The 25323-nt window shown below is 71.0% G+C and carries 29 protein-coding genes; 14 read left to right on the forward strand and 15 right to left on the reverse strand.

Annotated features, from left to right (window positions below; translation table 11 throughout):
- Window positions 1-10: 10 nt before the first annotated feature.
- From LZG04_RS23345 to LZG04_RS23360, 4 genes are read right to left on the reverse strand one after another with little or no spacing between them, the layout of a single operon-like run.
- Window positions 11-1681: a cytochrome bc complex cytochrome b subunit gene (locus tag LZG04_RS23345; RefSeq protein WP_308199259.1), complete on the reverse strand. Its 1671-nt coding sequence runs from the start codon at window positions 1679-1681 to the stop codon at window positions 11-13.
- Window positions 1678-2802: a ubiquinol-cytochrome c reductase iron-sulfur subunit gene (locus LZG04_RS23350; RefSeq protein ID WP_233820103.1), complete on the reverse strand. Its 1125-nt coding sequence runs from the start codon at window positions 2800-2802 to the stop codon at window positions 1678-1680. The genes LZG04_RS23345 and LZG04_RS23350 overlap by 4 nt, the downstream gene beginning before the upstream one ends.
- A complete protein-coding gene (locus LZG04_RS23355; RefSeq protein ID WP_141978295.1) occupies window positions 2799-3608 on the reverse strand; it encodes a c-type cytochrome in 810 nt (269 codons plus the stop codon). The genes LZG04_RS23350 and LZG04_RS23355 overlap by 4 nt, the downstream gene beginning before the upstream one ends.
- Window positions 3609-3652: 44 nt before the next feature.
- A complete protein-coding gene (locus LZG04_RS23360) occupies window positions 3653-4261 on the reverse strand; it encodes a heme-copper oxidase subunit III (RefSeq protein ID WP_233820104.1) in 609 nt (202 codons plus the stop codon).
- Window positions 4262-4345: 84 nt separating this feature from the next.
- Between LZG04_RS23360 and LZG04_RS23365 the strand changes: the two genes are divergently transcribed.
- The 4 genes from LZG04_RS23365 (at window position 4346) to LZG04_RS23380 (ending at window position 7211) form a co-directional block, all read left to right on the forward strand.
- Window positions 4346-4738 carry a hypothetical protein gene (locus LZG04_RS23365; RefSeq protein WP_233820105.1) on the forward strand — a complete coding sequence of 131 codons (393 nt, stop codon included), beginning with the start codon at window positions 4346-4348 and terminating at the stop codon, window positions 4736-4738.
- Between the two features lie 53 nt (window positions 4739-4791).
- Window positions 4792-5202 (forward strand): hypothetical protein, encoded by a 411-nt coding sequence (locus LZG04_RS23370; RefSeq protein WP_233820106.1) that lies wholly within the window; start codon window positions 4792-4794, stop codon window positions 5200-5202.
- A 7-nt stretch (window positions 5203-5209) separates the two neighbouring features.
- Entirely contained in the window at window positions 5210-6262 is a 1053-nt protein-coding gene (gene trpD, locus LZG04_RS23375; RefSeq protein WP_233820107.1) for an anthranilate phosphoribosyltransferase, read from the forward strand.
- Window positions 6263-6542: 280 nt separating this feature from the next.
- A complete protein-coding gene (locus tag LZG04_RS23380) occupies window positions 6543-7211 on the forward strand; it encodes a 1-acyl-sn-glycerol-3-phosphate acyltransferase (protein WP_233820108.1) in 669 nt (222 codons plus the stop codon).
- Window positions 7212-7277: 66 nt separating this feature from the next.
- Here LZG04_RS23380 and LZG04_RS23385 read toward each other — a convergent pair whose 3' ends face one another.
- Both LZG04_RS23385 and coxB read right to left on the reverse strand, forming a co-directional pair.
- Window positions 7278-7694 carry a cytochrome c oxidase subunit 4 gene (locus LZG04_RS23385; RefSeq protein ID WP_233820109.1) on the reverse strand — a complete coding sequence of 139 codons (417 nt, stop codon included), beginning with the start codon at window positions 7692-7694 and terminating at the stop codon, window positions 7278-7280.
- A gap of 12 nt (window positions 7695-7706) precedes the next feature.
- Window positions 7707-8639, reverse strand: a complete 933-nt coding sequence (gene coxB / locus LZG04_RS23390) for a cytochrome c oxidase subunit II (protein ID WP_233820110.1) — start codon at window positions 8637-8639, stop codon at window positions 7707-7709.
- A gap of 206 nt (window positions 8640-8845) precedes the next feature.
- Between coxB and asnB the strand changes: the two genes are divergently transcribed.
- Window positions 8846-10774: an asparagine synthase (glutamine-hydrolyzing) gene (gene asnB / locus LZG04_RS23395; RefSeq protein WP_233820111.1), complete on the forward strand. Its 1929-nt coding sequence runs from the start codon at window positions 8846-8848 to the stop codon at window positions 10772-10774.
- A 51-nt stretch (window positions 10775-10825) separates the two neighbouring features.
- Here the strand turns inward: asnB and LZG04_RS23400 are convergent, their stop codons facing one another.
- On the reverse strand, window positions 10826-11254 hold the full coding sequence (locus tag LZG04_RS23400) for a MerR family transcriptional regulator (RefSeq protein WP_233820113.1): 429 nt from the start codon (window positions 11252-11254) through the stop codon (window positions 10826-10828).
- Between the two features lie 81 nt (window positions 11255-11335).
- Here LZG04_RS23400 and LZG04_RS23405 point away from each other — a divergent pair, with 81 nt between their 5' ends.
- Both LZG04_RS23405 and LZG04_RS23410 read left to right on the forward strand, forming a co-directional pair.
- Complete coding sequence (locus tag LZG04_RS23405; protein ID WP_233820115.1) at window positions 11336-12514, forward strand: MFS transporter; 1179 nt, start codon at window positions 11336-11338, stop codon at window positions 12512-12514.
- 72 nt (window positions 12515-12586) lie between these two features.
- A complete protein-coding gene (locus LZG04_RS23410) occupies window positions 12587-12760 on the forward strand; it encodes a hypothetical protein (protein WP_233820117.1) in 174 nt (57 codons plus the stop codon).
- On the opposite strand, the gene LZG04_RS23415 is transcribed toward LZG04_RS23410, so the two are convergent.
- The 3 genes from LZG04_RS23415 to LZG04_RS23425 form a co-directional block, all read right to left on the reverse strand.
- Window positions 12751-12987: a PASTA domain-containing protein gene (locus LZG04_RS23415; protein WP_233820119.1), complete on the reverse strand. Its 237-nt coding sequence runs from the start codon at window positions 12985-12987 to the stop codon at window positions 12751-12753. The two genes, LZG04_RS23410 and LZG04_RS23415, sit on opposite strands and share 10 nt — an antisense overlap.
- A gap of 82 nt (window positions 12988-13069) precedes the next feature.
- Window positions 13070-13444, reverse strand: a complete 375-nt coding sequence (locus LZG04_RS23420) for an iron-sulfur cluster assembly accessory protein (RefSeq protein WP_233820120.1) — start codon at window positions 13442-13444, stop codon at window positions 13070-13072.
- 91 nt (window positions 13445-13535) lie between these two features.
- Window positions 13536-14552: a glycerate kinase gene (locus LZG04_RS23425; protein WP_233820122.1), complete on the reverse strand. Its 1017-nt coding sequence runs from the start codon at window positions 14550-14552 to the stop codon at window positions 13536-13538.
- Window positions 14553-14594: 42 nt separating this feature from the next.
- On the opposite strand from LZG04_RS23425, the gene LZG04_RS23430 reads away from it, so the two are divergent.
- A complete protein-coding gene (locus LZG04_RS23430; protein WP_233820124.1) occupies window positions 14595-15230 on the forward strand; it encodes a DUF3043 domain-containing protein in 636 nt (211 codons plus the stop codon).
- 52 nt (window positions 15231-15282) lie between these two features.
- The gene (locus LZG04_RS23435; RefSeq protein ID WP_233820125.1) at window positions 15283-16269 is read left to right on the forward strand and encodes an aldo/keto reductase family protein; all 987 of its coding nucleotides are present in this window, start codon (window positions 15283-15285) and stop codon (window positions 16267-16269) included.
- A 60-nt stretch (window positions 16270-16329) separates the two neighbouring features.
- Here the strand turns inward: LZG04_RS23435 and LZG04_RS23440 are convergent, their stop codons facing one another.
- Window positions 16330-17082, reverse strand: a complete 753-nt coding sequence (locus LZG04_RS23440) for a helix-turn-helix domain-containing protein (RefSeq protein WP_233820131.1) — start codon at window positions 17080-17082, stop codon at window positions 16330-16332.
- Window positions 17083-17415: 333 nt separating this feature from the next.
- Here LZG04_RS23440 and LZG04_RS23445 point away from each other — a divergent pair, with 333 nt between their 5' ends.
- The gene (locus LZG04_RS23445) at window positions 17416-17640 is read left to right on the forward strand and encodes a hypothetical protein (protein ID WP_233820133.1); all 225 of its coding nucleotides are present in this window, start codon (window positions 17416-17418) and stop codon (window positions 17638-17640) included.
- Window positions 17641-17728: 88 nt separating this feature from the next.
- Here the strand turns inward: LZG04_RS23445 and LZG04_RS23450 are convergent, their stop codons facing one another.
- Complete coding sequence (locus LZG04_RS23450; protein ID WP_233820135.1) at window positions 17729-17929, reverse strand: hypothetical protein; 201 nt, start codon at window positions 17927-17929, stop codon at window positions 17729-17731.
- Window positions 17930-18007: 78 nt separating this feature from the next.
- Here LZG04_RS23450 and cobU point away from each other — a divergent pair, with 78 nt between their 5' ends.
- The 3 genes from cobU to cobS are packed head-to-tail and all read left to right on the forward strand — an operon-like array spanning window position 18008 to window position 20303.
- Window positions 18008-18565 carry a bifunctional adenosylcobinamide kinase/adenosylcobinamide-phosphate guanylyltransferase gene (cobU, locus tag LZG04_RS23455; protein WP_233820138.1) on the forward strand — a complete coding sequence of 186 codons (558 nt, stop codon included), beginning with the start codon at window positions 18008-18010 and terminating at the stop codon, window positions 18563-18565.
- Entirely contained in the window at window positions 18562-19599 is a 1038-nt protein-coding gene (cobT, locus tag LZG04_RS23460) for a nicotinate-nucleotide--dimethylbenzimidazole phosphoribosyltransferase (protein WP_233820139.1), read from the forward strand. The genes cobU and cobT overlap by 4 nt, the downstream gene beginning before the upstream one ends.
- Window positions 19599-20303, forward strand: coding sequence for an adenosylcobinamide-GDP ribazoletransferase (gene cobS, locus LZG04_RS23465; RefSeq protein WP_233820141.1), 705 nt, complete (start codon window positions 19599-19601; stop codon window positions 20301-20303). The genes cobT and cobS overlap by 1 nt, the downstream gene beginning before the upstream one ends.
- A gap of 83 nt (window positions 20304-20386) precedes the next feature.
- Here the strand turns inward: cobS and LZG04_RS23470 are convergent, their stop codons facing one another.
- Window positions 20387-21487: a branched-chain amino acid aminotransferase gene (locus tag LZG04_RS23470; RefSeq protein WP_233820143.1), complete on the reverse strand. Its 1101-nt coding sequence runs from the start codon at window positions 21485-21487 to the stop codon at window positions 20387-20389.
- A gap of 166 nt (window positions 21488-21653) precedes the next feature.
- Window positions 21654-22832, reverse strand: coding sequence for an APC family permease (locus LZG04_RS23475; RefSeq protein WP_233820145.1), 1179 nt, complete (start codon window positions 22830-22832; stop codon window positions 21654-21656).
- Between the two features lie 222 nt (window positions 22833-23054).
- On the opposite strand from LZG04_RS23475, the gene LZG04_RS23480 reads away from it, so the two are divergent.
- Window positions 23055-24551: a leucyl aminopeptidase gene (locus tag LZG04_RS23480; RefSeq protein ID WP_233820146.1), complete on the forward strand. Its 1497-nt coding sequence runs from the start codon at window positions 23055-23057 to the stop codon at window positions 24549-24551.
- A 289-nt stretch (window positions 24552-24840) separates the two neighbouring features.
- Here LZG04_RS23480 and LZG04_RS23485 read toward each other — a convergent pair whose 3' ends face one another.
- Window positions 24841-25161 carry an oxidoreductase gene (locus tag LZG04_RS23485; RefSeq protein ID WP_233820147.1) on the reverse strand — a complete coding sequence of 107 codons (321 nt, stop codon included), beginning with the start codon at window positions 25159-25161 and terminating at the stop codon, window positions 24841-24843.
- Between the last annotated feature and the right edge of the window lie 162 nt (window positions 25162-25323).

A 25323-nucleotide genomic window follows, 5' to 3' on the forward strand; every position in this document is an offset into this window, starting at 1 on the left:
CGTCCAACGGTCAGTCCTCCGGCTGGGACGGCTTCCCGGCCAGTTCGCCCGCCGGCTTGTTCTCGGCGGTCAGGGAGTCCGCGGCGACACCGCGCTCGGCCCGCGCACGGCCCAGGGCGGCGGTCTCCTCCGGCGGGTCCGGGGTCAGGAAGCTGCCCGGCACCGGGTGCCCGGCCGAGCCCAGCTTGTTCATCTTCTTCGGCACCGACGCGCCCTGGTAGGCCAGCGGCAGCGGGTGGCCGTGGTCGTCCACCGGGCCCAGCGGCTGGTGGACCTCGATGAACTCGCCGTGCGGCAGGCGCTTGATGATGCCCGTCTCGACACCGTGCTCCAGCACCTCGCGGTCCGCGCGCTGCAACCCGATGCAGATGCGGTAGGTGATGAAGTACGCCACCGGCGGGACGAGGAGCATGCCGATGCGGCCGATCCACGTCATCGCGTTCAGCGAGATGTCGAACTTCATCGCGATGATGTCGTTGCCGCCCGAGAGCAGCAGCACCATGAAGTACGAGATCGCCATGACACCCAGCGACGTGCGGACCGGCACGTCGCGCGGGCGCTGGAGCAGGTTGTGGTGCGCGTAGTCCTTGGTCATCTTGCGCTCGATCCACGGGTACACCGCGGCCAGGCCGGTCAGCAGCGGCAGACCGAGCATGAACGGCATGAACGGCGCCGGGATCGTGTAGTTGCCCAGGTAGAGCTCCCACGCGGGCCACAGGCGGATCAGGCCGTCGGTCCACCCCATGTACCAGTCGGGCTGCACGCCGGCCGACACCTGGGCCGCGTTGTACGGGCCGAAGTTCCAGATCGGGTTGATCTGGAAGACGCCGCCCATGATCGCCGTGACGGCCACGACCACGGCGAAGAACCCGCCGCCCTTGGCCGCGAACACCGGCATGATGCGCACGCCGACGACGTTGGTCTCCTTGCGGCCCACGCCCGGGAACTGCGTGTGCTTCTGGTACCAGACCAGGCCGACGTGCACCGCGATCAGCGCCAGGATGATGCCCGGGATGACCAGGATGTGCAGCGTGTAGAGCCGCGGGATGATCTCCGTGCCGGGGAACTCGCCGCCGAACGCGAGCCAGTTGATCCACGTGCCGACCACCGGGAACGAGATCAGCAGCGCCGCCATCACCCGCAGGCCCGTGCCGGACAGCAGGTCGTCGGGCAGCGAGTAGCCGAGGAAGCCCTCGATCGCGCCCAGCATGAACAGCACGATGCCGATGACCCAGTTGATCTCACGCGGGCGCCGGAACGCGCCGGTGAAGAAGATCCGGAACATGTGCACGACGATCGCGCCCATGAACAGCAGCGCCGACCAGTGGTGGACCTGGCGGACGAACAGGCCGCCGCGCACCTCGAACGAGATCTGCAGGGTCGACTCGAACGCCCGGGACATCTCGATGCCCTGGAGGTTGACGAAGCTGCCGTTGTAGACGACCTCCTCCATGGAGGGGTCGAAGAACAGGGCCAGGTACGTGCCCGACAGCAGCAGGACGATGAAGCTGTACAGCGCGATCTCGCCGAGCAGGAACGACCAGTGGGTCGGGAAGACCTTGTTCAACTGCTTCCGCATGCCGGAAGCCATGTGGAACCGGTCGTCAGCCCACTTGGCGGCGCCACCCGCCACCCGGGCGCCCGCGCCCTGCCGTTTCGTCGGCGTGGTGATGCCGCTCATGACTTACGCTCCCAGAACGCCGGACCCACGGCCTCGATGAAGTCGCCGCGGGCAATCAAGTATCCGTCCTCGTCAACCGTGATCGGAAGCTGCGGCAGGGCGCGGGTCGCCGGACCGAACCGGGGCTTGCCGTAGTGGAAGACGTCGAACTGCGACTGGTGGCAGGGGCACAGGAGCAAGCCGGTCTGCTGCTCGTACAGCGAAGTGGGGCACCCGAGGTGGGTGCAGATCTTCGAGTACGCGTAGAAGTCGCCGTAGTTGAAGTCCTCCTGGCCGGCGCGCTTGACCACCGACTGGCCGGGGCGCAGGCGGATGAGCATGACCGGGCTGTCGGCCCGCTTCAACGCGTGGACCAGGGCTTCTTCGTCGTCACGCTCCGACTCGCGGAACGGGAACACCGTTTCGAAACCACCGGCGTCGAGGTCTTCCGGGCGCACCAGCGCGACCTCGTGGAAGTTGCCCGTGTGCCGGCGCAGGTACACCTTCTCGCCGTTCTCGGACTTCCACGCGGTGTGCCAGAGCGAGTCCTTGGAGTCGCTGTGCGCCCACGGGTTCCTGATCAGACCGCCCAGCGGCACGGCCAGCACGCCGAGGCCGAACACGCCGGCGCCCAAGCCCGCGGTGCGCTTGATCAGCGACCGGCGGCCGATGGTGGAGCGGTCGCCCGCGTCGGCCAGCTGGGCCACGACCGTGGCCTTGTCGACCTCGGTCGACCCGCCGTCGTGGCGCTGCTGGACGGCCAGCTCCTCGGGGATGAACTTCTTCGTGTACAGCAGCGCGCCGATGCCGAGGCCGAGGATGGACAGGCCCAGCGTGAGGCCGATGACCGGCGTGTACAGGCTGTAGAGGAAGTGCTCGTCGTTGTGCGGAGCCTCGTACTTCCACGGCCACCAGATGAACGCCACGAGGAACGCGATGCCGGACAGCGCGGCGATGGTGAACCACAGGGCCACCAGGCGCTCGGCGCGCTTCTCCGCGCGGGTGCCCTTGACGGGCCACCGGTCCTCGTAGTGGACGAGATCCACGCCGTCCATGGCGGTACCGAGCTTGACCAGCTCGTCCCGGCTCATCCCGGCGAGTTCCGCCTCGTCGGGCAGCTCGTTCGGCTTCACGCCGCTCATGCCTTGGCTCCGATCCAGAGGGTCACGCCGATCAGGGCGGCGATACCCACGATGAACGCGATCAGACCCTCCGATACCGGCCCGAGGCCGCCGAGGGGGGCGCCGCCGGGGTTGTTGTTCCCGTCGGTCACCGACTTGATGTAAGCGATGATGTCTTCCTTCTCCTCCGGCGTGAGCTGCCGGTCGGAGAACTTCGGCATGTTCTGCGGGCCCGTGAGCATCGCGGTGTAGAGCTGCTCCTCGGTCACCCCGTCGAGCTCGGGCGCGAACTTGCCGGACGACAGCGCCCCGCCGCGGCCGGTGAAGTTGTGGCACGCCGAGCAGTTGAGCCGGAACAGCTCGCCGCCGCGGGCCGGGTCGTCGCCGCGCAGCGCCTCACCGCGCTCCTCGGGGGTCTGCGGGCCGCCGCCGCGGGACTGGATGAACGCGCCGATCGCGTCCACCTCCTCCGGCGTGAACTTGGCGGGCTTGCGCTGGGCCTGCGCCTCCTGGCGGGCCATCGGCATGCGACCGGAGGAGACCTGGAAGTAGACGGCCGCCTCGCCCACGCCGATCAGGCTGGGGCCGCGGTCCTCGACGCCGTCGAGGTTCTTGCCGTGGCAGCTGATGCAGGTGTTGTTGTAGAGCTGCTCGCCCAGTCGCACCTGCGCCGGGTCGTCCTGCGCCTGCGCGGTCTGCGGCTGCGGCGCGAGGGCGCTGAACAGGAAGCCCGCGGCCAGCAGCGCGAAGCCCAGCGCGAGCAGGCCCGAGATCCGCCTGCGCAGCTTGGTGCTGCGCTTCCGGGCCCGTGTGGTGTTGGTGGTCATGTGTGCGGCAACCCTTGCTGGTGTGAGTTCGGGGTTCGAGCTGGTCAGGGCACGATGTAGATGACGGCGAACAAGCCGATCCAGACGACGTCGACGAAGTGCCAGTAGTACGACACGACGATCGCGGAGGTCGCCTGCGCGGGCGTGAACTTGCTCAGCTTCGTGCGGACCAGCAGGTAGCCGAACGCGATCAGGCCACCGATCACGTGCAGCCCGTGGAAGCCGGTCGTCAGGAAGAACACCGTGCCGTAGGCCGAGCTGGGGATCGTGGTGCCCTCGTGCACGAGGGTGACGTACTCACCGGCCTGACCCGCCACGAAGATCGCGCCCATGATCAGCGTCACGACGTACCAGCGGCGCAGGCCGAACACGTCACCGCGCTCGGCGGCGAACACGCCCCACTGGCACGTGAACGAGGACGCCACCAGGATGATCGTGAAGAACAGTGCGTAGGGCACGTTCAGCTCGGTCGGCTCTGGTGGCCAGTGCCCTTCGTTCTGGGCCTTCACCGTGAAGAACATGGCGAAGAGCCCCGCGAAGAACATGAGCTCACTGGACAGCCAGACGATCGTGCCGACGCTGACCATGTTCGGGCGGTTCAGCGAGTGCACGCGCTGGCCGATTGAGGGCGCTGCCGTTGTCACACGACGCATTATTGCTTGCAGGTTTTCGCCCCGCCCATCGGGTCCGGGGCACGTACGCAGGTCATCTGGGTCACACGCACGGTGAGGACGGTCATGGGGTTGTTGAGCCGGTTGCGTGATCGACGCGCGCGCAGGGGTGTACCCGCACTGGAGATCGATTCACCCGGCCTGTCGGTCGTGGTCGAGGCGTTCGACATCGCCGAGGCCGACTCGGCCGCGCTGGCCAGGTCGCCGCGGTGGCGACCGGAGGAGCCCGCGGTGCTGCGCCACCACCTCGACCTGCCGCCTGACCAGGTGGAACGGGCGCGCGAGCTGCTCGCACCGGACGGGTGGGAGCTTCGTCACGACGGCCGCTGGCACGCGCTGCGGGTGCAACGGCTGGACGCGTTGCACTGCGCTCAGGAGCGGGCCCGGATGGCGGGGCTGGCCCAGCGCCTGGGCGGCGACTGGATCGGGTGGGACGCACTTCAGGTCACGCATAGTTAGCCGGATAACATCTGGACCCACCTGGCACCCCGACCCGCCGGAGGATCGCGCCGATGAGCACGCAGACGACCAGGATCCTGGTGTTCAGCCACCGCCCCGAGGTGCGTGAGACGATCATCACTGCGGTGGGTCGCCGTCCCGCCCCTGACCTGGGCCGCGTCGAGTACGTCGAGGTGGGCGGGATCGCCGACGTCCTGTACGAGATGGACAAGGGCGGCGTCGACCTGGCGATCCTGGACGGCGAGGCGCAGCCGACCGGGGGCATGGGCCTGTCCCGGCAGCTGAAGAACGAGATCGCCGACTGTCCCCCGATCGTGGTCGCGGTGCGCCGCAAGGACGACCGGTGGCTGGCGACGTGGTCGCAGGCGGACGCGGTGCTGGTGCACCCGCTCGACCCGCTGGCGGCCGCCGAGACCGTGGCCGAGGTGCTGCGCTCGACGGCGTTGCCCGTGGTCCGGGGCTGATGTCGCCGTGGAGCGCACCTGGCCGTTACTGCTGAACCAGCTCGTCGACCGGGTCGACCTGTCGCAGGACGACACTGCGTGGGCCATGGACCAAGTGATGTCCGGCGCGGCCACCCCCGCGCAGATCGCCGCGTTCGCGGTGGCGCTGCGGGCCAAGGGCGAGACGCCGGAAGAGGTCGACGGCATCGCCACGATGATGCTCAGCCACGCCCGGCGGTTCACCGTGGACGTGCGCGCGGCGGACATCGTGGGCACGGGCGGTGACAGCTCCGGCTCGGTGAACATCTCGACCATGGCGGCGATCGTCACGGCCGCGGCCGGCGTGCCGGTGGTCAAGCACGGCAACCGCGCGGCGTCGTCCAAGTGCGGCACCGCGGACGTGCTCGAAGCGCTGGGCGTGGCCATCGACCTGCCGCCGCTGGGCGTGCAGCAGACGGTGGAGGAGCTGGGCATCGGGTTCTGCTTCGCGCCGGTGTTCCACCCCGGTTTCCGGCACGCGGGCGCGCCGCGGCGCGAGATCGGCATCCCGACCTCGTTCAACCTGCTCGGCCCGCTGACCAACCCGGCGCAGCCGAAGACCGGCCTGGTGGGGTGCGCGCGGGTGGCGTTCGCGCCGCTGATCGCGGGCGTCTTCGCGCGGCGGGGCAACACCACGCTGGTCGTGCGCGGTGACGACGGCATGGACGAGATCACCACGACCACCACGACGTCGGTGTGGGTGGCCGACGGCGGGCAGGTGCGGACCGACCGGATCGACCCGTCGGCGCTGGGCATCGCGCCGGCGCTGCCCGAAGACCTCAAGGGCGGTGACGCCTCGGTGAACGCCGAGGTCGTGCGCGACCTGGTGGCCGGGAAGCCGGGTGCGGTGCGCGACGCCGTGCTGCTCAACGCGGCGGGCGCGATCGCGGCGCACAGCGGGCTGTCGGGCGACCTGAACGCCGACCTCGCGGGCGCGCTGGGCCGGGCGGCCGAGGCGATCGACTCCGGCGCGGCGGCGGACCTGCTGCGGCGGTGGGCGGCGCGGTCCTCGGAGCTGAAGACGGCCCTCGCGGACGCCTGAGCCCTCGGATCGGTCGGGCTCCTCGGCCGGGAGATCGCCGTAGCGGCCCCTGGCGAGCCGTGGACGACCTCTGGTGCCTGAGGTCACGTCGTGCGTCCCGTGGACGGCTGCGGCGATCCTGGTGAACGAGCGGTGGCGGCGTTGGGGCATCGGTCTCGAACGGCCGGGCGGGGTCCGCGGTGGACCGGGTTGCATGAACGAACCGACCTGCCGGTGCGACCGACCGAGACGACGGCCACCTTTTCACCGCCGCGCAACAGGGGCGGGTCATGCTGTTCCCATGCTCTACACGGTGATGAAACGAGTGGTGGCGCCCACGGCGCGGCTGGTCTACCGGCCGACGGTCGAAGGGCTGGAGAACGTGCCCGCCGACGGTCCGGTGATCCTCGCGCCGAACCACCTGTCGTTCATCGACAGCATCGTCATCCCGATGGTGGTGCCGCGCCGCGTCTCGTTCCTCGCCAAGGCCGAGTACTTCGAGGGCAAGGGCGTCAAGGGCGCCCTCTCCCGCTACTTCTTCGGCTCGCTGGGCCACGTCCCCGTGCGCCGGGGCCTCGGCCGGGCCGCCAGGGCCTCGCTGGACACCGCCAAGGACATCCTGGACCGCGGCGGCGCGTTCGCCATCTACCCGGAAGGCACGCGCTCGCTGGACGGCCGGCTGCACCGCGGCCGCACCGGCGTGGCCCGGATGGCGCTGGAGTCCGGCGCGCCGGTCGTCCCGGTCGGGCTCATCGGCACCGACCAGGTGCAGCCGGTGGACCGCAAGCTGCCCCGAGTGCGCCCCATCACGGTCCGGTTCGGGGAGCCGCTGCGCTTCGACCGGTACGCGGGCATGCAGGAGTCGCTGCCGGTGCTGCGCTCGGTCACCGACGAGATCGTCTACCGCATCCTGGAGCTGTCCGGGCAGGAGTACGTCGACAGCTACCAGAACTCGTCCGCCGCGGCCTGACGCCCGACGACGAAGGGGCCCACCTCGCCGCGGCGAGGTGGGCCCCTTCGTTCAGCGTCGGGACGCTCAGTCGTGGCTCGGACCGGTGTGGTACTCGAACACCAGACCGCCCACGGCGATCAGCACCATCGCGATGGCGATCACCAGCAGCCACACGTGCCAGAACGCCAGCGCCACGCCCGCGGTCGCGGCGGCCGCCGCCAGGCCGATCGGCCAGTAGCTGCCGGGGCTGAAGAAGCCCAGCTCACCGGCACCGTCGCTGACCTCGGCATCCGCGTTGTCCTCCGGGCGCACCTCGATGCGCCGGGCGACGAAGCGGAAGTAGGTGCCGACGATCAGCGCCAGGCCGCCGGTCAGCGCGAGCGCCACCGTGCCGGTCGGCTCGACGTGCCCGGTGTCGGCCCAGGTCCAGTAGCCGTACACGACGGCCATCAGGAACGAGAACCCCATCACCAAGTCGAAAATGCGGGCTTCGACCTTCATCGCAGCGTCCTCCTACTTCCCACCGTCGGACGCCTCGCGGACAGTCCGGTCGGTGTCGAAGGGCTTGGTCGTCACGGCGTGCGGCGTGCACAGCTCACCGCAGTTCAACTCGGTCAGCGCCTCGGCGGCCGTGTAGGGCTGCCCGGTGTCGGGGTTGGTCTGCACGCGCAGGTCCATGTACCGGTCGTAGTCGGCCGACTCCAGCGCCCTGACCTCGAAGTTCATCACGGCGTGGTAGACGCCGCACAGCTCGGCGCAGCGGCCGACGAACGACCCGGTCCGGTCGATCTGGTCGATCTGGAACGCGTTGTCCTGGTTGTTCTTCTCCGGCTCGGGGAAGACGTCCCGCTTGAAGTGGAACTCCGGCACGTAGAACGAGTGGATGACGTCGGTCGACCGCAGGTTGAAGCGGATCGACTTGCCCTGCGGCACCACCAGGAGCGGGATCTCGCCGGACGTGCCGACGGTGCTCACCGGCAGGCCCGAGGCCTCGGTCTTGTGCTGGGGGTACTGGAACTCCCAGTTCCACTGGAACGCGATCACGTCGACCGTGACGTCGGGCGTCTTGCTCTTGTCCGTGACGTAGTTCTGCGTCACGGCGGTGAAGTAGAACAAGACCGCGACGATGATCGTCGGCACGACCAGCAGCACGAGCTCCAGCGGCAGGTTGTAGGCGACCTGTCGGGGCAGCTCTTCGCTCTTCTTGCGGTGGAACGCGACCGACCAGAGGATCAGGCCCCACACGATCACGCCGACCGCCAGCGCGGCGACGACCGACCAGGTCCACAGCTCGCGCATCGCCTCGGCCTGCGGCGTCACGGCCACCGGCCAACCGAAGCGCAGCACCTCTTCCGTGGAGCAACCCGTGGCCCCGACGCCGACCAGGCCGACCAGCCCGCCGACCTTCGCCAGCCGGGCTGCCCTGGTGCCCTCCTTCAGGCCCACTGCTCGCCGCCTCCTCGCGCCACTCAACGTCAAAAAGCTCGCAGGCAGGGGTGGAAGTCCGCCCCATGCCGGATCATGCGGGAGCGTAGCTCAGCGCACGGCACGTCACCCGTCGGGGGCTGCCCCCGTGGAGTGCAGTTTCGGTCACACACCGGCCCCCCGGCATACTGGGGTCTTCTCCACACGACACGAAGGGTGTTTACGGCGTGTGCGGCCTGGTAGGACTGGTTTGCCCTGGCGAGAACGAGGCCGAGCGGGCGCGCTCGGCGGTGGCGGGGGCATTGCGCTGCATGCGCCACCGCGGCCCCGACGAGAGTGGCACCTGGCAGGGCGGTGAGGTCGTCTTCGGCTTCAACCGGCTGTCCATCATCGACATCGAGCACTCGCACCAACCCCTGCACTGGGGTCCGCCCGACCAGCAGGGCCGGTACGCGATCCTGTTCAACGGCGAGATCTACAACTACGTGGAGCTGCGCGCGGAGCTGACCAAGCAGTTCGGCGCGGTCTTCGCCACCGACGGCGACACCGAGACCATCGTGGCCGCCTACCACTACTGGGGCCCGGCCGCGGTGGCCCGGTTGCGCGGCATGTTCGCGTTCCTGATCTGGGACAAGGCGCGGCGCGTGGTGTTCGGCGCGCGCGACCCGTTCGGCATCAAGCCCCTGTACTACGCGGCGGGCCCGGGCGGGGTGGCGTTCTCCAGCGAGAAGAAGTCGGTGCTGGAGCTGGCGCCGGCGATCGGCATCCGGCCGAAGGTGGACGAGAAGGCCCTCCAGCACTACCTGATCCTGCAGTACGTGCCGGAGCCGGAGTCGCTGCAGAGCGAGATCCACCGCATCGAGTCCGGCACGTCGTTCACGCTCACGCCGGGCGGCAAGCCCGTGGTCGAGCGGTACTTCCCGGCCACGTTCCGGCCGCGGGTCGTGCGCGGCGAGGCGGACGAGAACCGGCTGTACGACGAGATCACCGAGGCGTTGCGCGACTCGGTGGCCAAGCACATGCGGGCGGACGTGACGGTCGGCTCGTTCCTGTCCGGCGGCATCGACTCGACCGTGGTCGCGGCGCTGGCCAAGGAGCACAACCCGGACCTGATCACGTTCACCACGGGGTTCGAGCGGCAGGGCTACTCCGAGATCGACGTGGCCGCCGAGTCGGCCGCCGCGATCGGGGTCAAGCACGTGGTGCGGGCGGTGACGGCGCAGGAGATGATGGACGCGCTGCCGCTGATCACGTGGTACCTGGACGACCCGGTGGCCGACCCGGCGCTGGTGCCGCTGTGGTTCATCGCCCGCGAGGCGCGCGAGCACGTGAAGGTCGTGCTGTCGGGCGAGGGCGCGGACGAGCTGTTCGGCGGCTACACGATCTACCGCGAGCCGCTGTCGCTGGCGCCGTTCGAGAAGGTGCCCGGCGCGTTGCGCAAGGCCATGGGCAAGGTGTCGACCAAGATCCCGCAGGGCGTGCGCGGCAAGGACCTGCTGCGGCGTGGCGCGCTCACGCTGGAGGAGCGCTACTACGGCAACGCCCGGATCTTCATGGACGACCAGCTGCGGCAGGTGCTGCGCACGTACAACCCGAACGTGTCGCACAAGGACGTGACCGCGCAGCCGTACCGCGAGTCGGAGGGCTGGGACCCGGTGACGCGGATGCAGCACGTGGACCTGTTCACGTGGCTGCGGGGCGACATCCTGGTCAAGGCCGACAAGATGACGATGGCGAACTCGTTGGAGCTGCGGGTGCCGTTCCTGGACCCCGAGGTGTTCCGGATCGCGTCGCAGGTGCCGTCGGAGCTGAAGCTGACCAAGGAGACGACCAAGCACGCGCTGCGGCGGGCGATCCGCGACATCGTGCCCGCGCACGTGCTCAACCGGCGCAAGCTGGGCTTCCCGGTGCCGATCCGGCACTGGCTGAAGGACGAGATGCACGACTGGGCGGTGGACCACGTGCGCCAGTCGCAGACCGACCAGTACCTGGACAAGGGCGCGGTGCTGCGGGTCATCGAGGAGCACCGGTCGGGCGTGGCGGACAACAGCCGCCGCATCTGGGCGCTGCTGGTGTTCATGATCTGGCACGGGATCTTCGTGGAGGGCCGGATCCGCCCGGTCGTGCCCGAGCCGCACTACCCCGTCAAGCTCTAGTCGTCACGGCGGAGGCCCCCGGCACGCGCGGTGCCGGGGGCCTTCGCGGTCTCAGCCCACCCGCTCGACCTGCTCGACCGGTTCGGCCCGGCACGTGCCGCCGGACTTCTCGGCCATGATGCGGGTGACGTCGACGACCAGCCTGCCCAGGTGCTCCTTGCTGCGGGTCAGCTGCTCGATGCGGGTGTCGATGGAGGCCAGCTCGTCGTTGAGCATGCGCAGCAGGGGCACGCAGCCCGCTTCGTCCTCGGGCAGCTCGACGTCCTGGTCGAACGCGTGCGCGAGCACGAGCCGGACCAAGCGGACGTTCAGGCCCGAGCTGATGAGGCAGCGGACGCTGCGGACGCGTTCGACGTCGGATTCGTCGTAGACGCGGTAGCGCGAGTCCGTGCGCTGGGGCGTCAGCAGGCCCTGCTGGTCGTAGTAGCGCAGCATGCGCACCGTGGCGCCGGTCTTCTCCGCGAGTTCACCGATCAGCACTTATTCCCACCCCTGTCGAAAAGAGCGCTCGATCACGCAACCTTGACCCTTACGTCAGTGTCACACTTTAGCGTCGTCGTCGTGATCGCCTTCATCCTGATGCTCAGCGCATTCGCTGTGGGGACATCCGAGTTCATCATCGTCGGCGTGCTGCCCGAGGTCGCCGCCGACCTCGGTGTGGACGTGCCGACCGCAGGCCTGCTGGTGACCGCGTACGCCGTCTCGGTCGCCCTGGGCGGCCCGGTGCTCACCGTGCTGACCGGGCGCATCGCGCGCCGCACGCTCCTGATCTCCGTCATGGCGCTGGCCCTGGCCGCCTCCCTGGGCAGCGCCCTCGCCGACGACTACACCCTGCTCATGGTCGCGCGCATGGTGGCCGCGCTCGCCCAGGGCCTGTTCTTCGCGGTGGCGTCCCAGGTCGCCATCGCCGCCGTGCCGCCGGAGAAGCAGACCGCGGCCATCGCCAAGGTCGTCAACGGCGTCGCGCTGTCGACCATCCTGGGCATCCCGCTGGGCACCCTGATCGGCCAGAACTACGGCTGGCGCGCGTCGTTCGTGCTGGTCAGCGCGTTGACCGCGATCGGCCTGGTCGGGGTCGTGCTGGGCACGCCGAAGGTCGCGCACGAGCCGGACCCGGGTGTGCGGGCCAGCCTGTTCGCGTTCGGCAGGCGGACCGTGCTGCTGGGGCTGGCCACCACGATCCTGTCCTTCACCGGTCTGATCACCGCGTTCACCTACGTCGCGCCCGCGTTGCGCGAGGTGAGCGGGTTCGAGCCGGGTTGGGTGACCGGCGTGCTGCTCGTGTACGGCGTCGGCACGCTGATCGGCAGCACGGTGGCGGGCAAGGTGCCGCCGGACCGGATCGCCCGCGTCCTGCCCGTGCCGCTGGCCGTGCTCGGCGTGGGGCTGCTGGCGCAGGGGCTGATGCTGGAGAGCAAGGTGGCGGCCGTGGTGAGCGTGTTCGTGCTGGGCGCGAGCGCGTTCACGGCGGGCCCGCTGATCCACACCTACCTGATGGGGCAGGCCGGGTCGGCGGCCGGGCTGGTCGCCTCGGTGAACATCTCCGCGTTCAACGTGGCCGCCGCGCTGGGCCCGATGCTCGGCGGCGCGGTGCTGACGAGCGGGCTCGGCCTGCGGTGGGTCGGGACCGTGGGCGGCCTGTCGACCGTCCTCGGCGTGGGGGTGGCCCTGGTCGTCGGCCGGGTGACCGCCCGTCCCGCGACGTCCACCGCGCACACCCCGCTGGCCGCGCACGTGTGAACCGGCCCTACCGGGCGGTACTACCGTCCGGTAGGGCTTTTGTCAAGACCCCGGCCCGCATACGGTCGCCGTGTGAGGAACACCGAGGCGAACACGCTGGCCGAGCTGATCGAGGACTGCACCGACCTGCCGCAGGAGCTGCGCGGCACGGCGGGCGGGCAGCACCAGGAACCGGGCGACGTGACGCCGTGGCAGGTGGACGACGCCAACTACGCCCAGGTCGCGGACCTGGAGGTCTACGTCTGACCGTCCGGCGCGCGCTCGAAGTCGATCATCACGACCGAGCCGCGCCGCACCCGGGCGCCGGGACGCGGCTCCTGATCGGTGACCACCCACGTGCCCGGCCAGGTCAGCACACCCAACGGCGGACCGTCGACGTCACGTGAGGTGACCACGACGCCCGCCTCGTCGCCCCTCCTGCGGGCCTCGGGCACCGTCAGGCCCACCAGGCGCGGCACAGCGGTGTCCGTCACGAACCCCACCCTCCCAGCAGACGCCGAAGGGCCCCCGCCACGCGGCGGGGGCCCTTCGGTGAACCGACGTCCCGGCGATCGATCAGTGGAACGAGTCGCCGCAGGCGCAGGAACCGCCGGCGTTCGGGTTGTCGATGGTGAAACCCTGCTTCTCGATCGTGTCGACGAAGTCGATCACAGCGCCCTCGACGTAGGGGGCGCTCATGCGGTCCACGGCCACCTTCAGGCCGCCGAAGTCGCGCAGCGCGTCACCGTCGAGCGTCCGCTCGTCGAAGAACAGCTGGTAACGCAGCCCCGCACAACCACCGGGCTGGACGGCGATGCGCAGGTGCATGTCGTCGCGCCCCTCCTGGTCCAGCAGCGCCTTCGCCTTCACGGCAGCCGCGTCGGTGAGCGTCACGCCGTGGGTGGGCGGGGCGTCAGGAGTCGGGGTGACTGCGTCCTGAGCGGTCGTCATGGCTCTCCCTCAGAGGTCCTTTGCGGGCATCTATTCCGGGCAACACGGGAAGTACCCGCTTTGTTCCTCCCCCATGGTCGCACAGACGTCACTACCCGGAGTGTGACCACTGCCTCGCCACGTGCGCGGCGAGGTCGGCCAGCGTGCCGGCCGGGTCGGCGAGACTTCGTTGCACCGAACCGGCGTGCTCGGCCACCGCGTACGACTCCTGCACGCCCGCCGCCGCAGCCTCGCGCTTACCCACCGTGACCTGGCCAGCGAGCACCACGCAGGGCAGGCCGCGTTCGGCCGCGCCACCGGCCACGGCGGTCACCAGCTTCCCGCGCAGCGACTGCCAGTCGAAGCTCCCCTCGCCGGTCACGGCCAGGTCGGCGTCGTCCAGCGCCTCGTCCAACCGGGTCAGCGCGCGCACCATGCCCGCCCCGGACTCCACGGTGGCCCCGAGCGCCATCAGCGCTGCTCCGAGCCCTCCCGCGGCGCCCGCGCCGGGCCGGTCGCGGACGTCGGCCAGCTCGTCCATCGCGGCCAGCCGCGCCTCCAGCCGCGCCACCGCTTCGGGTGACGCGCCCTTCTGCGGGCCGAACGTGCGCGCCGCGCCGTGCGGTCCCAGCAGCGGGTTCTCCACGTCGGCGGCGGCGACCAGCCGGGCGGTCACGGGCCGGACCGTCTCGCGCAGCCCCGCGCCGCCGTCCGTGGTCCCGGAACCGCCCAGACCGACCACGATCGTGTGAACGCCGACCTCGCCGGCGGCGTTGACCAGCTCGCCGACGCCCCTGGTCGTGGCGGTCTCGGCGGCCCGCGCGCGCTCGTCGGCGGGCACGAGGTGCAGGCCACACGCCTGGGCGGACTCGATGTAGGCGTGCCCGTCGTGCTCCAGCCACACCGCCCGCACGGGCGTGCCCAGCGGCCCGGTGACGGTCGCCGCGTGCAGCGTGCCGCCCAGCGCGGCGTGCAGGACGTCCACGAAACCCGGCCCGCCGTCGGCCAGGGGGCGCAGCCGCAGGTCGTCGTCGGGAGCGGTGCGTCGCCAGCCATCGGCCACGGCTTCGGCGACTTCCCGCGCGGTCAGCGTTCCGCCGAAGCAGTCCGGCGCAATAACAACTCGCACCTCGCGAACAGTACTTATCGGGGCATCTCCTACTCTGGTGTGGTGAGGTTCCTGCGCCGCAACGCCGACGAAGCCGCCGAGACCACCACCGCCGAGGACGCCCCCGCGGAGGTGACCCCGGCCGACCCGTCGCGCACGCCCGGCAAGGGGCGGCCCACGCCGAAGCGCCGCGAGGCCGAGGGCAAGCGGCGCGGACCGGTTCCGCCGCCGCCCCGCACGCAGCGCGAGGCGTTGAAGCGGGCGCGCGGGAGCAAGGTGTCCAAGGAGGAGCGGCGCGCGGCGGCCGTCGAGCGGCGGCAGCGGATGATGGCGGGCGAGGACAAGTACCTCCTGCCCCGCGACCGCGGCCCGGTGAAGGCCTACATCCGCGACGTGGTCGACTCGCGGCGCAACCTGATGGGCCTGTTCATGCCGCTGGCCATCCTGGTGTTCGTGGCGCTGCTCGTGCCCGCGCCGGCGATCCAGCAGTACGCGACGCTGCTGACCACGTTCATGCTGCTGGCGATGATCGTCGAGGGCTTCGTGCTCGGCCGGCTGGTGAACCGCCGGGTGCGGCTGAAGTTCCCCAACGACACCACCCGCGGCCTGTCCATCGGCTGGTACTCGTTCATCCGGGCCAGCCAGCTGCGCCGGCTGCGCGTGCCCAAGCCCCGGGTGAGCCCCGGCGACAAGGTCTGAGCACCCGACAGTTCATTAGCTACCCGAACGATCTGGTACTAGGCTTGGCCGCATGGAGTTCCGACGCCTCGGCCGCAGTGGCCTGAACATCAGCGAGATCTCGTACGGCAACTGGCTCACCCACGGGTCCCAGGTCGAAGAGGACCAGGCGACCGCGTGCGTCCGGGCTGCCCTGGACGCCGGCGTGACCACCTTCGACACTGCTGACGTCTACGCCAACACCAAGGCCGAGTCCGTGCTGGGCCGTGCGCTGGCGGGTCAGCGCCGCGAGTCGTTGGAGATCTTCACCAAGGTCTTCTGGCCGACGGGTCCCGGCGGCCCCAACGACAAGGGTCTCGGCCGCAAACACATCATGGAGTCGATCAACGGCTCGCTCAAGCGGCTGCAGACCGACTACGTCGACCTCTACCAGGCGCACCGCTACGACAAGTCGGTGCCGCTGGAGGAGACGATGCTCGCCTTCGCCGACCTCGTGCGGCAGGGCAAGGTGCTCTACATCGGCGTCTCGGAGTGGAACGCCGACCAGATCGCCCGGGGCGCGGCGCTGGCCCGTGAGCTGAACGTGCCGTTCATCTCCAACCAGCCGCAGTACTCGATGCTGTGGCGCGTCATCGAGTCCCAGGTGATCCCGACCTCCGAGCGCGAGGGCATCAGCCAGATCGTGTGGTCGCCCATCGCCCAGGGCGTGCTGACCGGCAAGTACCTGCCGGGCCGGCCGGTGCCCGAGGGTTCGCGGGCCACCGACGAGAACGGCTCGAAGTTCATCCAGCGCTTCCTGCGCGACGAGGTGCTGACCAAGGTCCAGCAGCTCAAGCCGCTCGCCGAGGAGGCCGGCCTGTCGCTGGCCCAGCTCGCGGTCGCGTGGACCCTGCAGAACCCGAACGTGGCCAGCGCGATCATCGGCGCCTCCCGCCCGGAGCAGGTGCACGAGAACGTCAAGGCCGCCGGCGTCAAGCTGGAGGACGAGCTGCTGAAGAAGATCGACGACGTGCTCGAGGGCGTCGTCGAAACCGACCCGCGGTTCACCATCACCCCCTGACCCGCCCTCGGACAGCCCCGCTCGGACTCCCGTCCCGAGCGGGGCTTCCGCGTGCCGGGGTCAGCTGTCCGGACCGAGGATCGCCGCCATGCGTTGCAGGAGGTAACCCGCGCACCAGCGGGCTTCGGTGTCCCTCGGGTCGACCGCTTCCTTCGCCAACTTCGCGGCGAGCCTTCGGGGTTCCGGCGCGCCGGCGGGGTCGTCCGCGACGGCGAGGGCGACGTCCCAACCGCACTGGATCAGCCGGGACACTTCGGATGCCAGGCACAGTCGCCGGACGGCGTCGTCGTTGTCCAGCACGCTGACGACCACGTCCGCGTTCTCCCTGCCGGGCAGGAACCCCAAGATGCTCACCGCGTTGGCCCTGAGCGTCGAGGTCCGACCGCTGACGGCCCACTGCCGGAAGTTCTCGATGGCCTTCGGCCCCAGCACCGGAGCCACCGCCGCGTCGATGGAACTGGACGTCGGCCCCTGGGCGAAGATGTCCGGGTCTCCGGATTCCACCGCTTCCCGAATGTGTTGCAGGTGTTCGGGATCGTCGATCTTCTTCAGTCGCGGGTGATTGATGTCCGATCGGTACACGCCGGCCCCTAATGCTCGTTCGTACGCCGCTACCACCTCTAGGGTAACCGGGTTCACGCCCGTCTCAACCAGCCCTAGATATGACTTCGAGTAGTTGGTCGCCTGGGCCATGCGGGTGAGCGAGAACCCGGCGTACTCCCGAGCAGCCCTCAACCGCGCACCGCTCACTTCGAGTGCCTGCGACACAGTCACCCCCTTGCTCGCGTCCGGCGATACCAGACGGTTCTGCACTCATACCAGACACCCGCACGACCACGCCACCAGACAGCGCCAGACCAGCGATCAGACCTCACCAGACGCGTCGATCGACGGAACCGCTCAACCACACCGGTAAGAACGACTGCACCGGCCATCCGGCAACGGGAGGGGCGATGTGGGCAGCTCTGACACTGATCGCTCCAGCGATCGGCGCCGTCGTGCTCGTGCGGTATCACCGGTGTTTTCGGTGCGACTGCGGCCATTGCCGGAGTCAGTTCACGTTTCTGCGCCGCTTGCACGAACGCGTGACGCGACGGGGCGGGGGCGGGAACACACGTCAATCGCAGACAAGGAGAGTTGGCACAAATGGTGATGCGACCTTCGGACGCGGTCGAGCAGACGTCGTACGTCCGGATCATGAGCGAGGCGAAGTTCGAGGAATCCGTTACTGCTGACGGCGACTACGAGGTCACCTTCGACATGACGGCGACCGTCGCCCTGACGCCCGACGCGGCGGAGAAGCTGCACTGGATGCTCGGCGCGAAGATCCCGGAGCTGCGGCGGCTGGCCGCCGCGATGAGCCTGGACTAGCTCACCCGTGTCCCAGGCGGACGGGCAGTGGTGCACCCGGACTGCCCGTTCCCTGGACGTCGGCCGGCCCCCAAGACCCGACCGACGGCTACTCGGCCGGTGCGAGGGACATCGGGCCGTAGACCTCCGACTCGCTGCGCAGCAACGTCACCTGGGCCACGCCCGACTCCCGCAGCTCGACCCACGCGGAGGAGAACCAGTCCTCGGCCGCGGTCTGGTCGGGGAACGCGACCGCCGGACCGTCGACCTCGTGCCCCTGCTCGTCCTGGTACCGCCACCGGTACTCCATGACGGACCTCCTCGCGTTGCTCCGTACGGGTAACGTTCCCGGTCAGGCTATGTCCTCCCGGAACGGTTGGAGTGCGGTGTGACGCGTCGGACACTGGTGCTGGGTGGCGCGCGTTCGGGGAAGTCGGCGCACGCCGAGGGGTTGCTCACCGAAGACGTGGTGACCTACGTCGCCACCGCGCGCCGCTACCCCGACGACGCCGACTGGGAGCTGCGGATCGCCCAGCACGTGGCCCGCCGCCCCAGCACGTGGACCACGGTGGAAGCGCCCGCCCCCAACGACCTGATCGCCCTGCTCACGGCCACCAGCGAGGTCGACCCGCCGATCCTGGTGGACGACGTGGCGACCTGGCTCAACGGCGTGCTGGACGACGCGGGCGCGTGGGAGGGCCACGGCATGGGGCAGGTCGAGGCCGAGTGCACGGCACTGGTCCGAGCGGTCGCCGGGACCCGCGCCCGGTTGGTCCTCGTCTCGGCGGAGGTCGGCCTCGGCGTCGTGCCCAGCACGCACTCTGGCAGGCTCTTCCGCGATCACCTCGGCTCGCTCAACGCGCGGCTGGCCGAGGTCTGCGACGAGGTGCTGCTGGTCGTCGCCGGAATCCCACTGCGACTGCGCGAACCCGGAGGTAGTCGGTGACCATCGAGTTCCCGTCCGTCGAGCCGCCGAGCGAGCACGTGCGCTTGCAGGCGCTGGCCAGGCACGGTGTGCTGACCAAGCCCGTCGGGTCGCTCGGCCGGCTCGAAGAGCTCGGCGCCTGGGTGGCCGCCTGCCAGGGCGACTGCCCGCCCCGCCCGTTCACCCGTCCCCGCGTGGTGGTCTTCGCGGGCGACCACGGCATCGCCCGGCACGGCGTCTCGGCCTACCCGCCGGAGGTCACGGGCCAGATGGTCGCGAACTTCCTCGCCGGCGGCGCGGCGGTGAACGTGCTGGCCAACGTCGCTGGCGCGACCGTCCGCGTGGTGGACGTGGCCGTCGACGCCGACACCGCCGTGGGCGACACCAAGGTCCGCCGCGGCTCCGGTTCCATCGACCGCGAGGACGCGCTGACCCGCGAAGAGGCCGAGCAGGCGATCGAGACCGGCCGCAAGCTCGTGGACGACGAGGTCGACGGTGGCGCGGACCTGCTCATCGCGGGCGACATGGGCATCGGCAACACCACCCCGGCCGCCGTCCTCATCGCCGCCCTCACCGGGTCCGAGCCGGTCGCCGTGGTGGGCCGCGGCACGGGCATCGACGACCAGGGCTGGATGCGCAAGACCGCCGCCATCCGCGACGCCCTGCGCCGCGCCCGCCCGGTGATCAGCGACCCGGTGGCCCTGCTGGCCGCGTCCTCGGGCGCGGACATCGCCGCCATGACGGGCTTCCTGGTGCAGGCCGCCGTGCGCAAGACCCCGGTCATCCTCGACGGCGTGGTGGTCGGCGCGGCCGCCGTGGTCGCCGAGGAGATCGCACCCGGCGCGCGTGACTGGTGGGTCGCGGGCCACCGCTCGGCCGAGCCCGCCCACGCCCTGGCCCTGGGCCACCTCGGCCTCGAACCGCTGCTCGAGTTCGACATGCGCCTGGGCGAGGGCTCCGGCGCGGTCGCGGCGCTGCCGCTGGTCGTGATGGCGACGCGCATCCTGGCCGAGATGGCGACCTTCGACAGCGCGGGCATCTCCGGACCAGCCTGATGCGCCTGGCGCTGTCCTGGCTGACCGTCCTGCCCGTCCGCGTCGGCTCCGACGAGGTCGACGCGCGGGCGGCACGGCGGGCCATCGCGTGCGCGCCGTTGGTCGGGCTGCTGCTGGGCGCGGCCGTCGTGGCGCTGCTCCTGCTGCCGTTGCCCGGCCTGGTGGCCGGTTTCCTCGTCGTGGGCTTCCTGGCGCTGGCCACGCGCGGCATGCACCTGGACGGGCTGGCCGACACCGCCGACGGCCTGGGCTGCTACGGACCGCCCGAACGGGCGCTCGCGGTGATGAAGGACGGCGGCGCGGGCCCGTTCGCGGTGGTCGCGCTCATCGTGGTGCTGGGCGCGCAGGCCGCCGCGTTCCCCGCCGTGACGTGGCCGGCGGTGCTCCTGGCGCTGACCGCCGGGCGGGCCGCGTTCGTGCTGTGCTGCCTGCGTGGCGTGCCGGCCGCCCGGCCGGAGGGCCTGGGCGCGCTGGTGGCCGGCACCCAGCCGCTCCGGGTCGCCCTGACCTGGTGGATCGCGCTGGCCGTGGCCGGGTTCTTCGTGCACCCGTGGCACGGTCCCCTGGCCGTCGCCGTGGCCGCGGCCCTGGTGCTGCTGCTGATCAGGCACACGCGCAAGCGGTTCGGCGGCATCACCGGCGACGTCCTGGGCGCGGCTTGCGAGACCGCCACGGTCACCGTCCTGGCCATCACCGCCCTGTGAAGGTCGGTCAGTCCACTGCGGAAGCCGCGTGAGCACCTGTGCCCGTCTTCCGGAGGAGGCGGGCACAGAGCGGGCGCCCACCGTCAGTTGATCTTGGCCATCCACCCGTGCGGGTCGGCGACCAGGCCCTGCTGGATCCCGGTCAGGTGGTTGCGCAGCCGCATGGTCACCTCACCCGTGCGGCCGCCGGAGACGGAGAACTCGCCCTCCGCGTGCTTCACGTGCCCGACCGGCGTGATCACGGCCGCCGTGCCGCACGCGAACACCTCGGTCAGCTCGCCGGACTCGGCCTTCTTCTCCCACTCCTCCGTGGAGAACCGCCGCTCCTCCACCGCGTACCCGAAGTCGGCGGCCAGCCGCAGCAGCGAGTCGCGCGTGATGCCGGGCAGCAGCGCGCCGGACAGCTCGGGCGTCACGACCCGCGCCTGCTCGCCCGTGCCGAGGACGAAGAACAGGTTCATGCCACCCATCTCCTCGACCCACCGGCGCTCCACCGCGTCCAGCCACACGACCTGGTCGCAGCCCTGCTCGGCGGCCTGCGCCTGCGCCACCAACGACGCCGCGTAGTTGCCCGCGAACTTCGCCGCGCCGGTCCCGCCGGGTGCCGCGCGCACGTACTCGGTCGACAACCACACCGTCACCGGCTTCAACCCGCCCGCGAAGTACGACCCGGCGGGCGAGGCGATGAGCACGTACAGGTACTCCTTCGCCGGCCGCACGCCCAGCCCCTTCTCGGTGGCGAACAGGTACGGCCGCAGGTACAGCGACTCCTCGGGGATGGCGGGCACCCAGCGCTCGTCGACGGCCAGCAGCTCCCGGATCGACTCCAGGAACAGCTCGTCGGGCAGCTCGGGCATCGCCAACCGGCGGGCCGACGCGCGGAAGCGCTCGGCGTTCGCCTCGGGGCGGAAGGACGCGATCGAACCGTCGGGCTGGCGGTAGGCCTTGAGCCCTTCGAAGATCGCCTGGCCGTAGTGCAGCACCATGGCCGCCGGGTCCAGCTCCAGCGAGTGGTAGGGCTCGACGACGGCGTCGTGCCAGCCCTGCTCCTGGTTCCAGCGGATCGTCACCATGTGGTCGGTGAAGTGCTGCCCGAAGCCCGGCTTGGCGAGTACCTCCGCAACGCGCTCCGGGGTCGCCGGCTGCGGGTTGGGGGTCCGGGTGAAAGGCAACGCGGTCGTCATGACAGCACGATAGCCGCCACTTCTACGTCAGAAAATCGCTGTCCCGATGCTCGGACATCCAACCTTCAGCGGGAGCCGGTCGAAGGGTGGTCTACGAGTGGGCCGCGGGTGCGGCGACAGGCGGTCGGCGGGTGGGGCGAGGGGGCGGTCGGCAAGGGCCGGCGGTTCACCCGACCGGTTGTCGCGCCCGGCCCAGTCCGAGCAATCCGGTGCCCACCACGAGCCCCACCCCGGTGATCGCCAACGCCTCGGCGGGCGCGCTCATCGCCAGCAGCACCGACAGCCCCAGCCCCAGGCACGCCGTGCGCATCGGCCACGTCCGGTCCTCTTGGAGCAGCACGCGGGCCGAAGCGTTCGTGAAGCCGTAGTAGAACGCCGTCCCGCACGCGCCCACCGCCAGCGCCGTCGCCGGCGGCAGCGCCACCACCGCGCCGATCGCCAGCGCCGCGCTCACCACCTCCAGCGGCCAGCCCGCCCGGATCCGCGGCAGGTCACCCGTCTCGGTCAACCCGACCAGGGTCCGGCGCGCCGACGCGAGCACGAAGAACAACGACGACACCGCCGCCACCGCCGCACCGACCGAGAGCACGGGCAGCAGCCACCGCCCGTCGGCCACGACCAACGCGTCACGCAGCGGCGCGGGCGACAGCGCCAACCTCGCCGACCCGAGCTGCCGCAGCACTGCCGCACCGACCCCGACGCCCATCAGCAGCACCGCACCGATCGCCACCGGCACCGCGAAGTGCAGCACCCGGGCGGAGAACACCTGGTCACCGGCCCGGGGCGCGGTCACCCGCTCGAAACCGACGAACGCCGCGAACAACACCAGCGACGCGCCCATGACCCCGTCGAACCCGGGACCGCCCGCACCCGTCGAGGGGTTCTCCGGCGGTGCTACCGAGAAGCACACCAACACCACGAGCGCCAGCACGCCGAGCACGACACCGACCGCCGCCACGCTCAGCCCGGTGCTCCACCGGACCCCGGCCGCGCCCAACGCCGCCGTCACCGCGATCAGCCCCACGGCCGCCACCACCCGGTGCTCGGGCACGACGTACGCCCCGAACATCCCGGCCAGCGCCGCGGCCACGCCCGCTCTGCCCACCAGGTGCGCGCTGGCCCCGACGCGGGCGGGCCAGGGCCCGAGCTGGTTGCGGATGTAGGCGTACCCGCCTGGTGCGTCCGGGTACGCGCGGTGCTGGTCCGCGGTCGAGAACGCGCAGCACAGCGCGGCCACCGCGGCTAAGACCAGACCGGGGAGGAACCACGGACCCGCGACGGCGGCGGCGGGGGCGAAACCGGTGAAGACACCGGCCCCCAGCGTCGCGCCGAGTGCGAGCGCCACGGCCCCTGCACGGGGCGTGATTGTCACCGGTACACAGTCCCATATCAACCAGGTGACGACGACCGCCCGCCTGGTCGACCCCCATTCGTGTTAATTGTTACTCATTGCGATCGAAGGTGCGGCCGCCCTGGGTCTGAACGAGACCTTTAGCATTCGTCACGATCAACCCCCATCCCGCCGCACGACCAGGAAGTGCCGGGAGGACCCCGTCAAGGAGCCGCAGTGACCGCGCCGAAGCTGGCCATCACCGACAGTGACCCGAGCAGCACCGCCGCCGACGCCGTTGTGGTGGGCACAGTCCAGGGACCGGACGGCCTCGCCCTGGCCGCCGGCTCGGAGGCGGTGAACGCCGCGTTCGACGGCGCGCTGCTGGACGTGCTCGACGCCGTCGGCGCGAGCGGCAAGGCCGACGAGGTCGTCACCGTGCCCACGCTGGGCAAGCTCGCCGCGCGCGCCGTGCTCGCCGTGGGCCTGGGCAAGCCCGCCGAGGACGGCTCGGTCACCGAGGAGCAGGTGCGCCGCGCGTCCGGTGCCGCCGCCCGCGCGCTCGCCGGCCGCAAGCGCGCCGTCACCACGCTGTCCACCCTGCACCTGGGCCCCGCGGTCGAGGGCACGGTGCTGGGCGCGTACGCGTTCACCGCCTACAAGTCGAACAAGGGCGACGGCCCGGTCGCCCGCGTCGACCTCGTCGCGCCGGCCGAGGGCACCATCCGGGCGCACCGCGCGACGCTCAAGGCGTCCACCGCGATCGCCGAGGCCGTCACCGCGACCCGCGACCTGGTCAACACCCCGCCGAACGACCTGTTCCCCGCGTCGTTCGCGGAGCGGGCCGCCGCGCTGGCCAAGGCCGAGGGCCTCGAGGTCGAGGTGCTGGACGAGAAGGCGCTGCGCAAGCAGGGCTTCGGCGGCATCCTCGGCGTCGGCGGCGGCTCCAGCCGTCCCCCGCGCCTGGTGCGCATCACCTACCGCGGCCCTAAGGCGGGCAAGAAGGTCGCGCTGGTCGGCAAGGGCATCACGTTCGACACCGGCGGCATCTCCATCAAGCCCGCCGCGGGCATGGACGAGATGACCTCGGACATGGGCGGCGCGGCGGCCGTGATCGCCACCGTCGTGCTGGCGGCGAAGCTGAAGTATCCGCTGGAGGTCACCGCGTGGGCCCCGATGGCGGAGAACATGCCGTCGGGCACCGCCTACCGGCCCGGCGACGTTCTGACCATGTACGGCGGCAAGACCGTCGAGGTGCTCAACACCGACGCCGAGGGCAGGCTCATCCTGTCCGACGCGATCGTGCGCGCCTGCGAGGACGGCCCGGACTACCTGATCGAGACGTCCACGCTGACCGGCGCGCAGGTCGTGTCGCTGGGCAAGCGGACCGCCGGCGTCATGGGCACCGACGAGTTCCGCGACCGGGTGGCCGCGCTCGGCCGCGCCGTGGGCGAGCAGGCGTGGGCCATGCCGCTGCCGGACGAGCTGCGCGGCGACCTGGACTCGAAGGTCGCCGACATCGCGAACGTCGCCGGGCACCGGTTCGGCGGGATGCTGGCGGCGGGCGTGTTCCTGCGCGAGTTCGTGGCCGAGGGCGTGACCTGGGCGCACATCGACGTGGCCGGCCCGTCGTTCCACACGGGGGCCCCGTACGGGTACACGACCAAGGGCGGCACCGGCGTCCCGGTGCGCACCCTGGCGGCGGTGCTCGCCGACATCGCGGCGAACGGCTGACCTCCGCGAGGCGGTCGTCCAGTTCGCCACGCTGATCGCTTGGTGGACGGTTCCCGGGTCGGTCGGGCAGCGCAGCACCAGCGCCGCCAGGTCGGCCCGGGACACCCGCACGCCCCGCGCACGTCGGTGTCCACGGCGGTGCGGCAGGCGTCGGTGCGCGGACCGTCGGTGAGCCGCGGCGGGCGGACGGTGGTCCGCTCCAGACCGCCGGTGCGCACGATCCCGCTGGCCTCGTGGCCGGCCCCCCTGGCCGGCTCGACGACCTTCGCGCCGGCGCGGTCCGGGCTGGTCAGGCCCCGCGGTTCTGGCGCCGCGAGTACTCGCGCATCCGCTTCGGGTAGCCCACGATCCCCGCGTCGTAGATCGGGATCCCCAGCTTCTTGGCCAGCTTCTTCGCGCCCTCGGTGCCGTCGATGCGGCGGCGCGTCCACTCGCCGTCGTGCGCGACGAGCACGATCGTGGTGTCCGTCACGGTCGTCTTCGGCTCGACGTACGCCTCCACGCCCCGGCGCGCGGCCGCCCACTGCTCCAGGTGACCGGTGTCCGAGGACGTGGCCGATCGCAGCACCCCCGGGCGCTGCTTCCTGCGAAAACGGTCGAACAGCCCCACCGGGCCACCTCCTGCGCGGACCTCTGCGGACCATGGTGCCGGCGCACGTGTGAAGGTGGGGGCAAATCGCCCCAAGACCGACACCGCGTCGCGGGCGTTCGCGCGGTAGTGACAAGATGGCAACTACACGCGCGCACCCGCGCGGAGTAAGGCATCAAGCTC

The organism is Saccharothrix sp. S26 (assembly GCF_021390395.1).
Lineage (GTDB): Bacteria > Actinomycetota > Actinomycetes > Mycobacteriales > Pseudonocardiaceae > Actinosynnema.

Excerpts from the sequence above, each read along its gene's own strand:
- LZG04_RS23345 (WP_308199259.1), bottom strand. The coding sequence starts at position 1,681 with ATGAGCGGCATCACCACGCCGACGAAACGGCAGGGCGCGGGCGCCCGG.
- LZG04_RS23350 (WP_233820103.1), bottom strand. The coding sequence starts at position 2,802 with ATGAGCGGCGTGAAGCCGAACGAGCTGCCCGACGAGGCGGAACTCGCC.
- LZG04_RS23355 (WP_141978295.1), bottom strand. The coding sequence starts at position 3,608 with ATGACCACCAACACCACACGGGCCCGGAAGCGCAGCACCAAGCTGCGC.
- LZG04_RS23360 (WP_233820104.1), bottom strand. The coding sequence starts at position 4,261 with ATGCGTCGTGTGACAACGGCAGCGCCCTCAATCGGCCAGCGCGTGCAC.
- LZG04_RS23365 (WP_233820105.1), top strand. The coding sequence starts at position 4,346 with ATGGGGTTGTTGAGCCGGTTGCGTGATCGACGCGCGCGCAGGGGTGTA.
- LZG04_RS23370 (WP_233820106.1), top strand. The coding sequence starts at position 4,792 with ATGAGCACGCAGACGACCAGGATCCTGGTGTTCAGCCACCGCCCCGAG.
- LZG04_RS23380 (WP_233820108.1), top strand. The coding sequence starts at position 6,543 with ATGCTCTACACGGTGATGAAACGAGTGGTGGCGCCCACGGCGCGGCTG.
- LZG04_RS23385 (WP_233820109.1), bottom strand. The coding sequence starts at position 7,694 with ATGAAGGTCGAAGCCCGCATTTTCGACTTGGTGATGGGGTTCTCGTTC.
- LZG04_RS23420 (WP_233820120.1), bottom strand. The coding sequence starts at position 13,444 with ATGACGACCGCTCAGGACGCAGTCACCCCGACTCCTGACGCCCCGCCC.
- LZG04_RS23435 (WP_233820125.1), top strand. The coding sequence starts at position 15,283 with ATGGAGTTCCGACGCCTCGGCCGCAGTGGCCTGAACATCAGCGAGATC.
- LZG04_RS23445 (WP_233820133.1), top strand. The coding sequence starts at position 17,416 with ATGGTGATGCGACCTTCGGACGCGGTCGAGCAGACGTCGTACGTCCGG.
- LZG04_RS23450 (WP_233820135.1), bottom strand. The coding sequence starts at position 17,929 with ATGGAGTACCGGTGGCGGTACCAGGACGAGCAGGGGCACGAGGTCGAC.
- cobS (WP_233820141.1), top strand. The coding sequence starts at position 19,599 with ATGCGCCTGGCGCTGTCCTGGCTGACCGTCCTGCCCGTCCGCGTCGGC.
- LZG04_RS23470 (WP_233820143.1), bottom strand. The coding sequence starts at position 21,487 with ATGACGACCGCGTTGCCTTTCACCCGGACCCCCAACCCGCAGCCGGCG.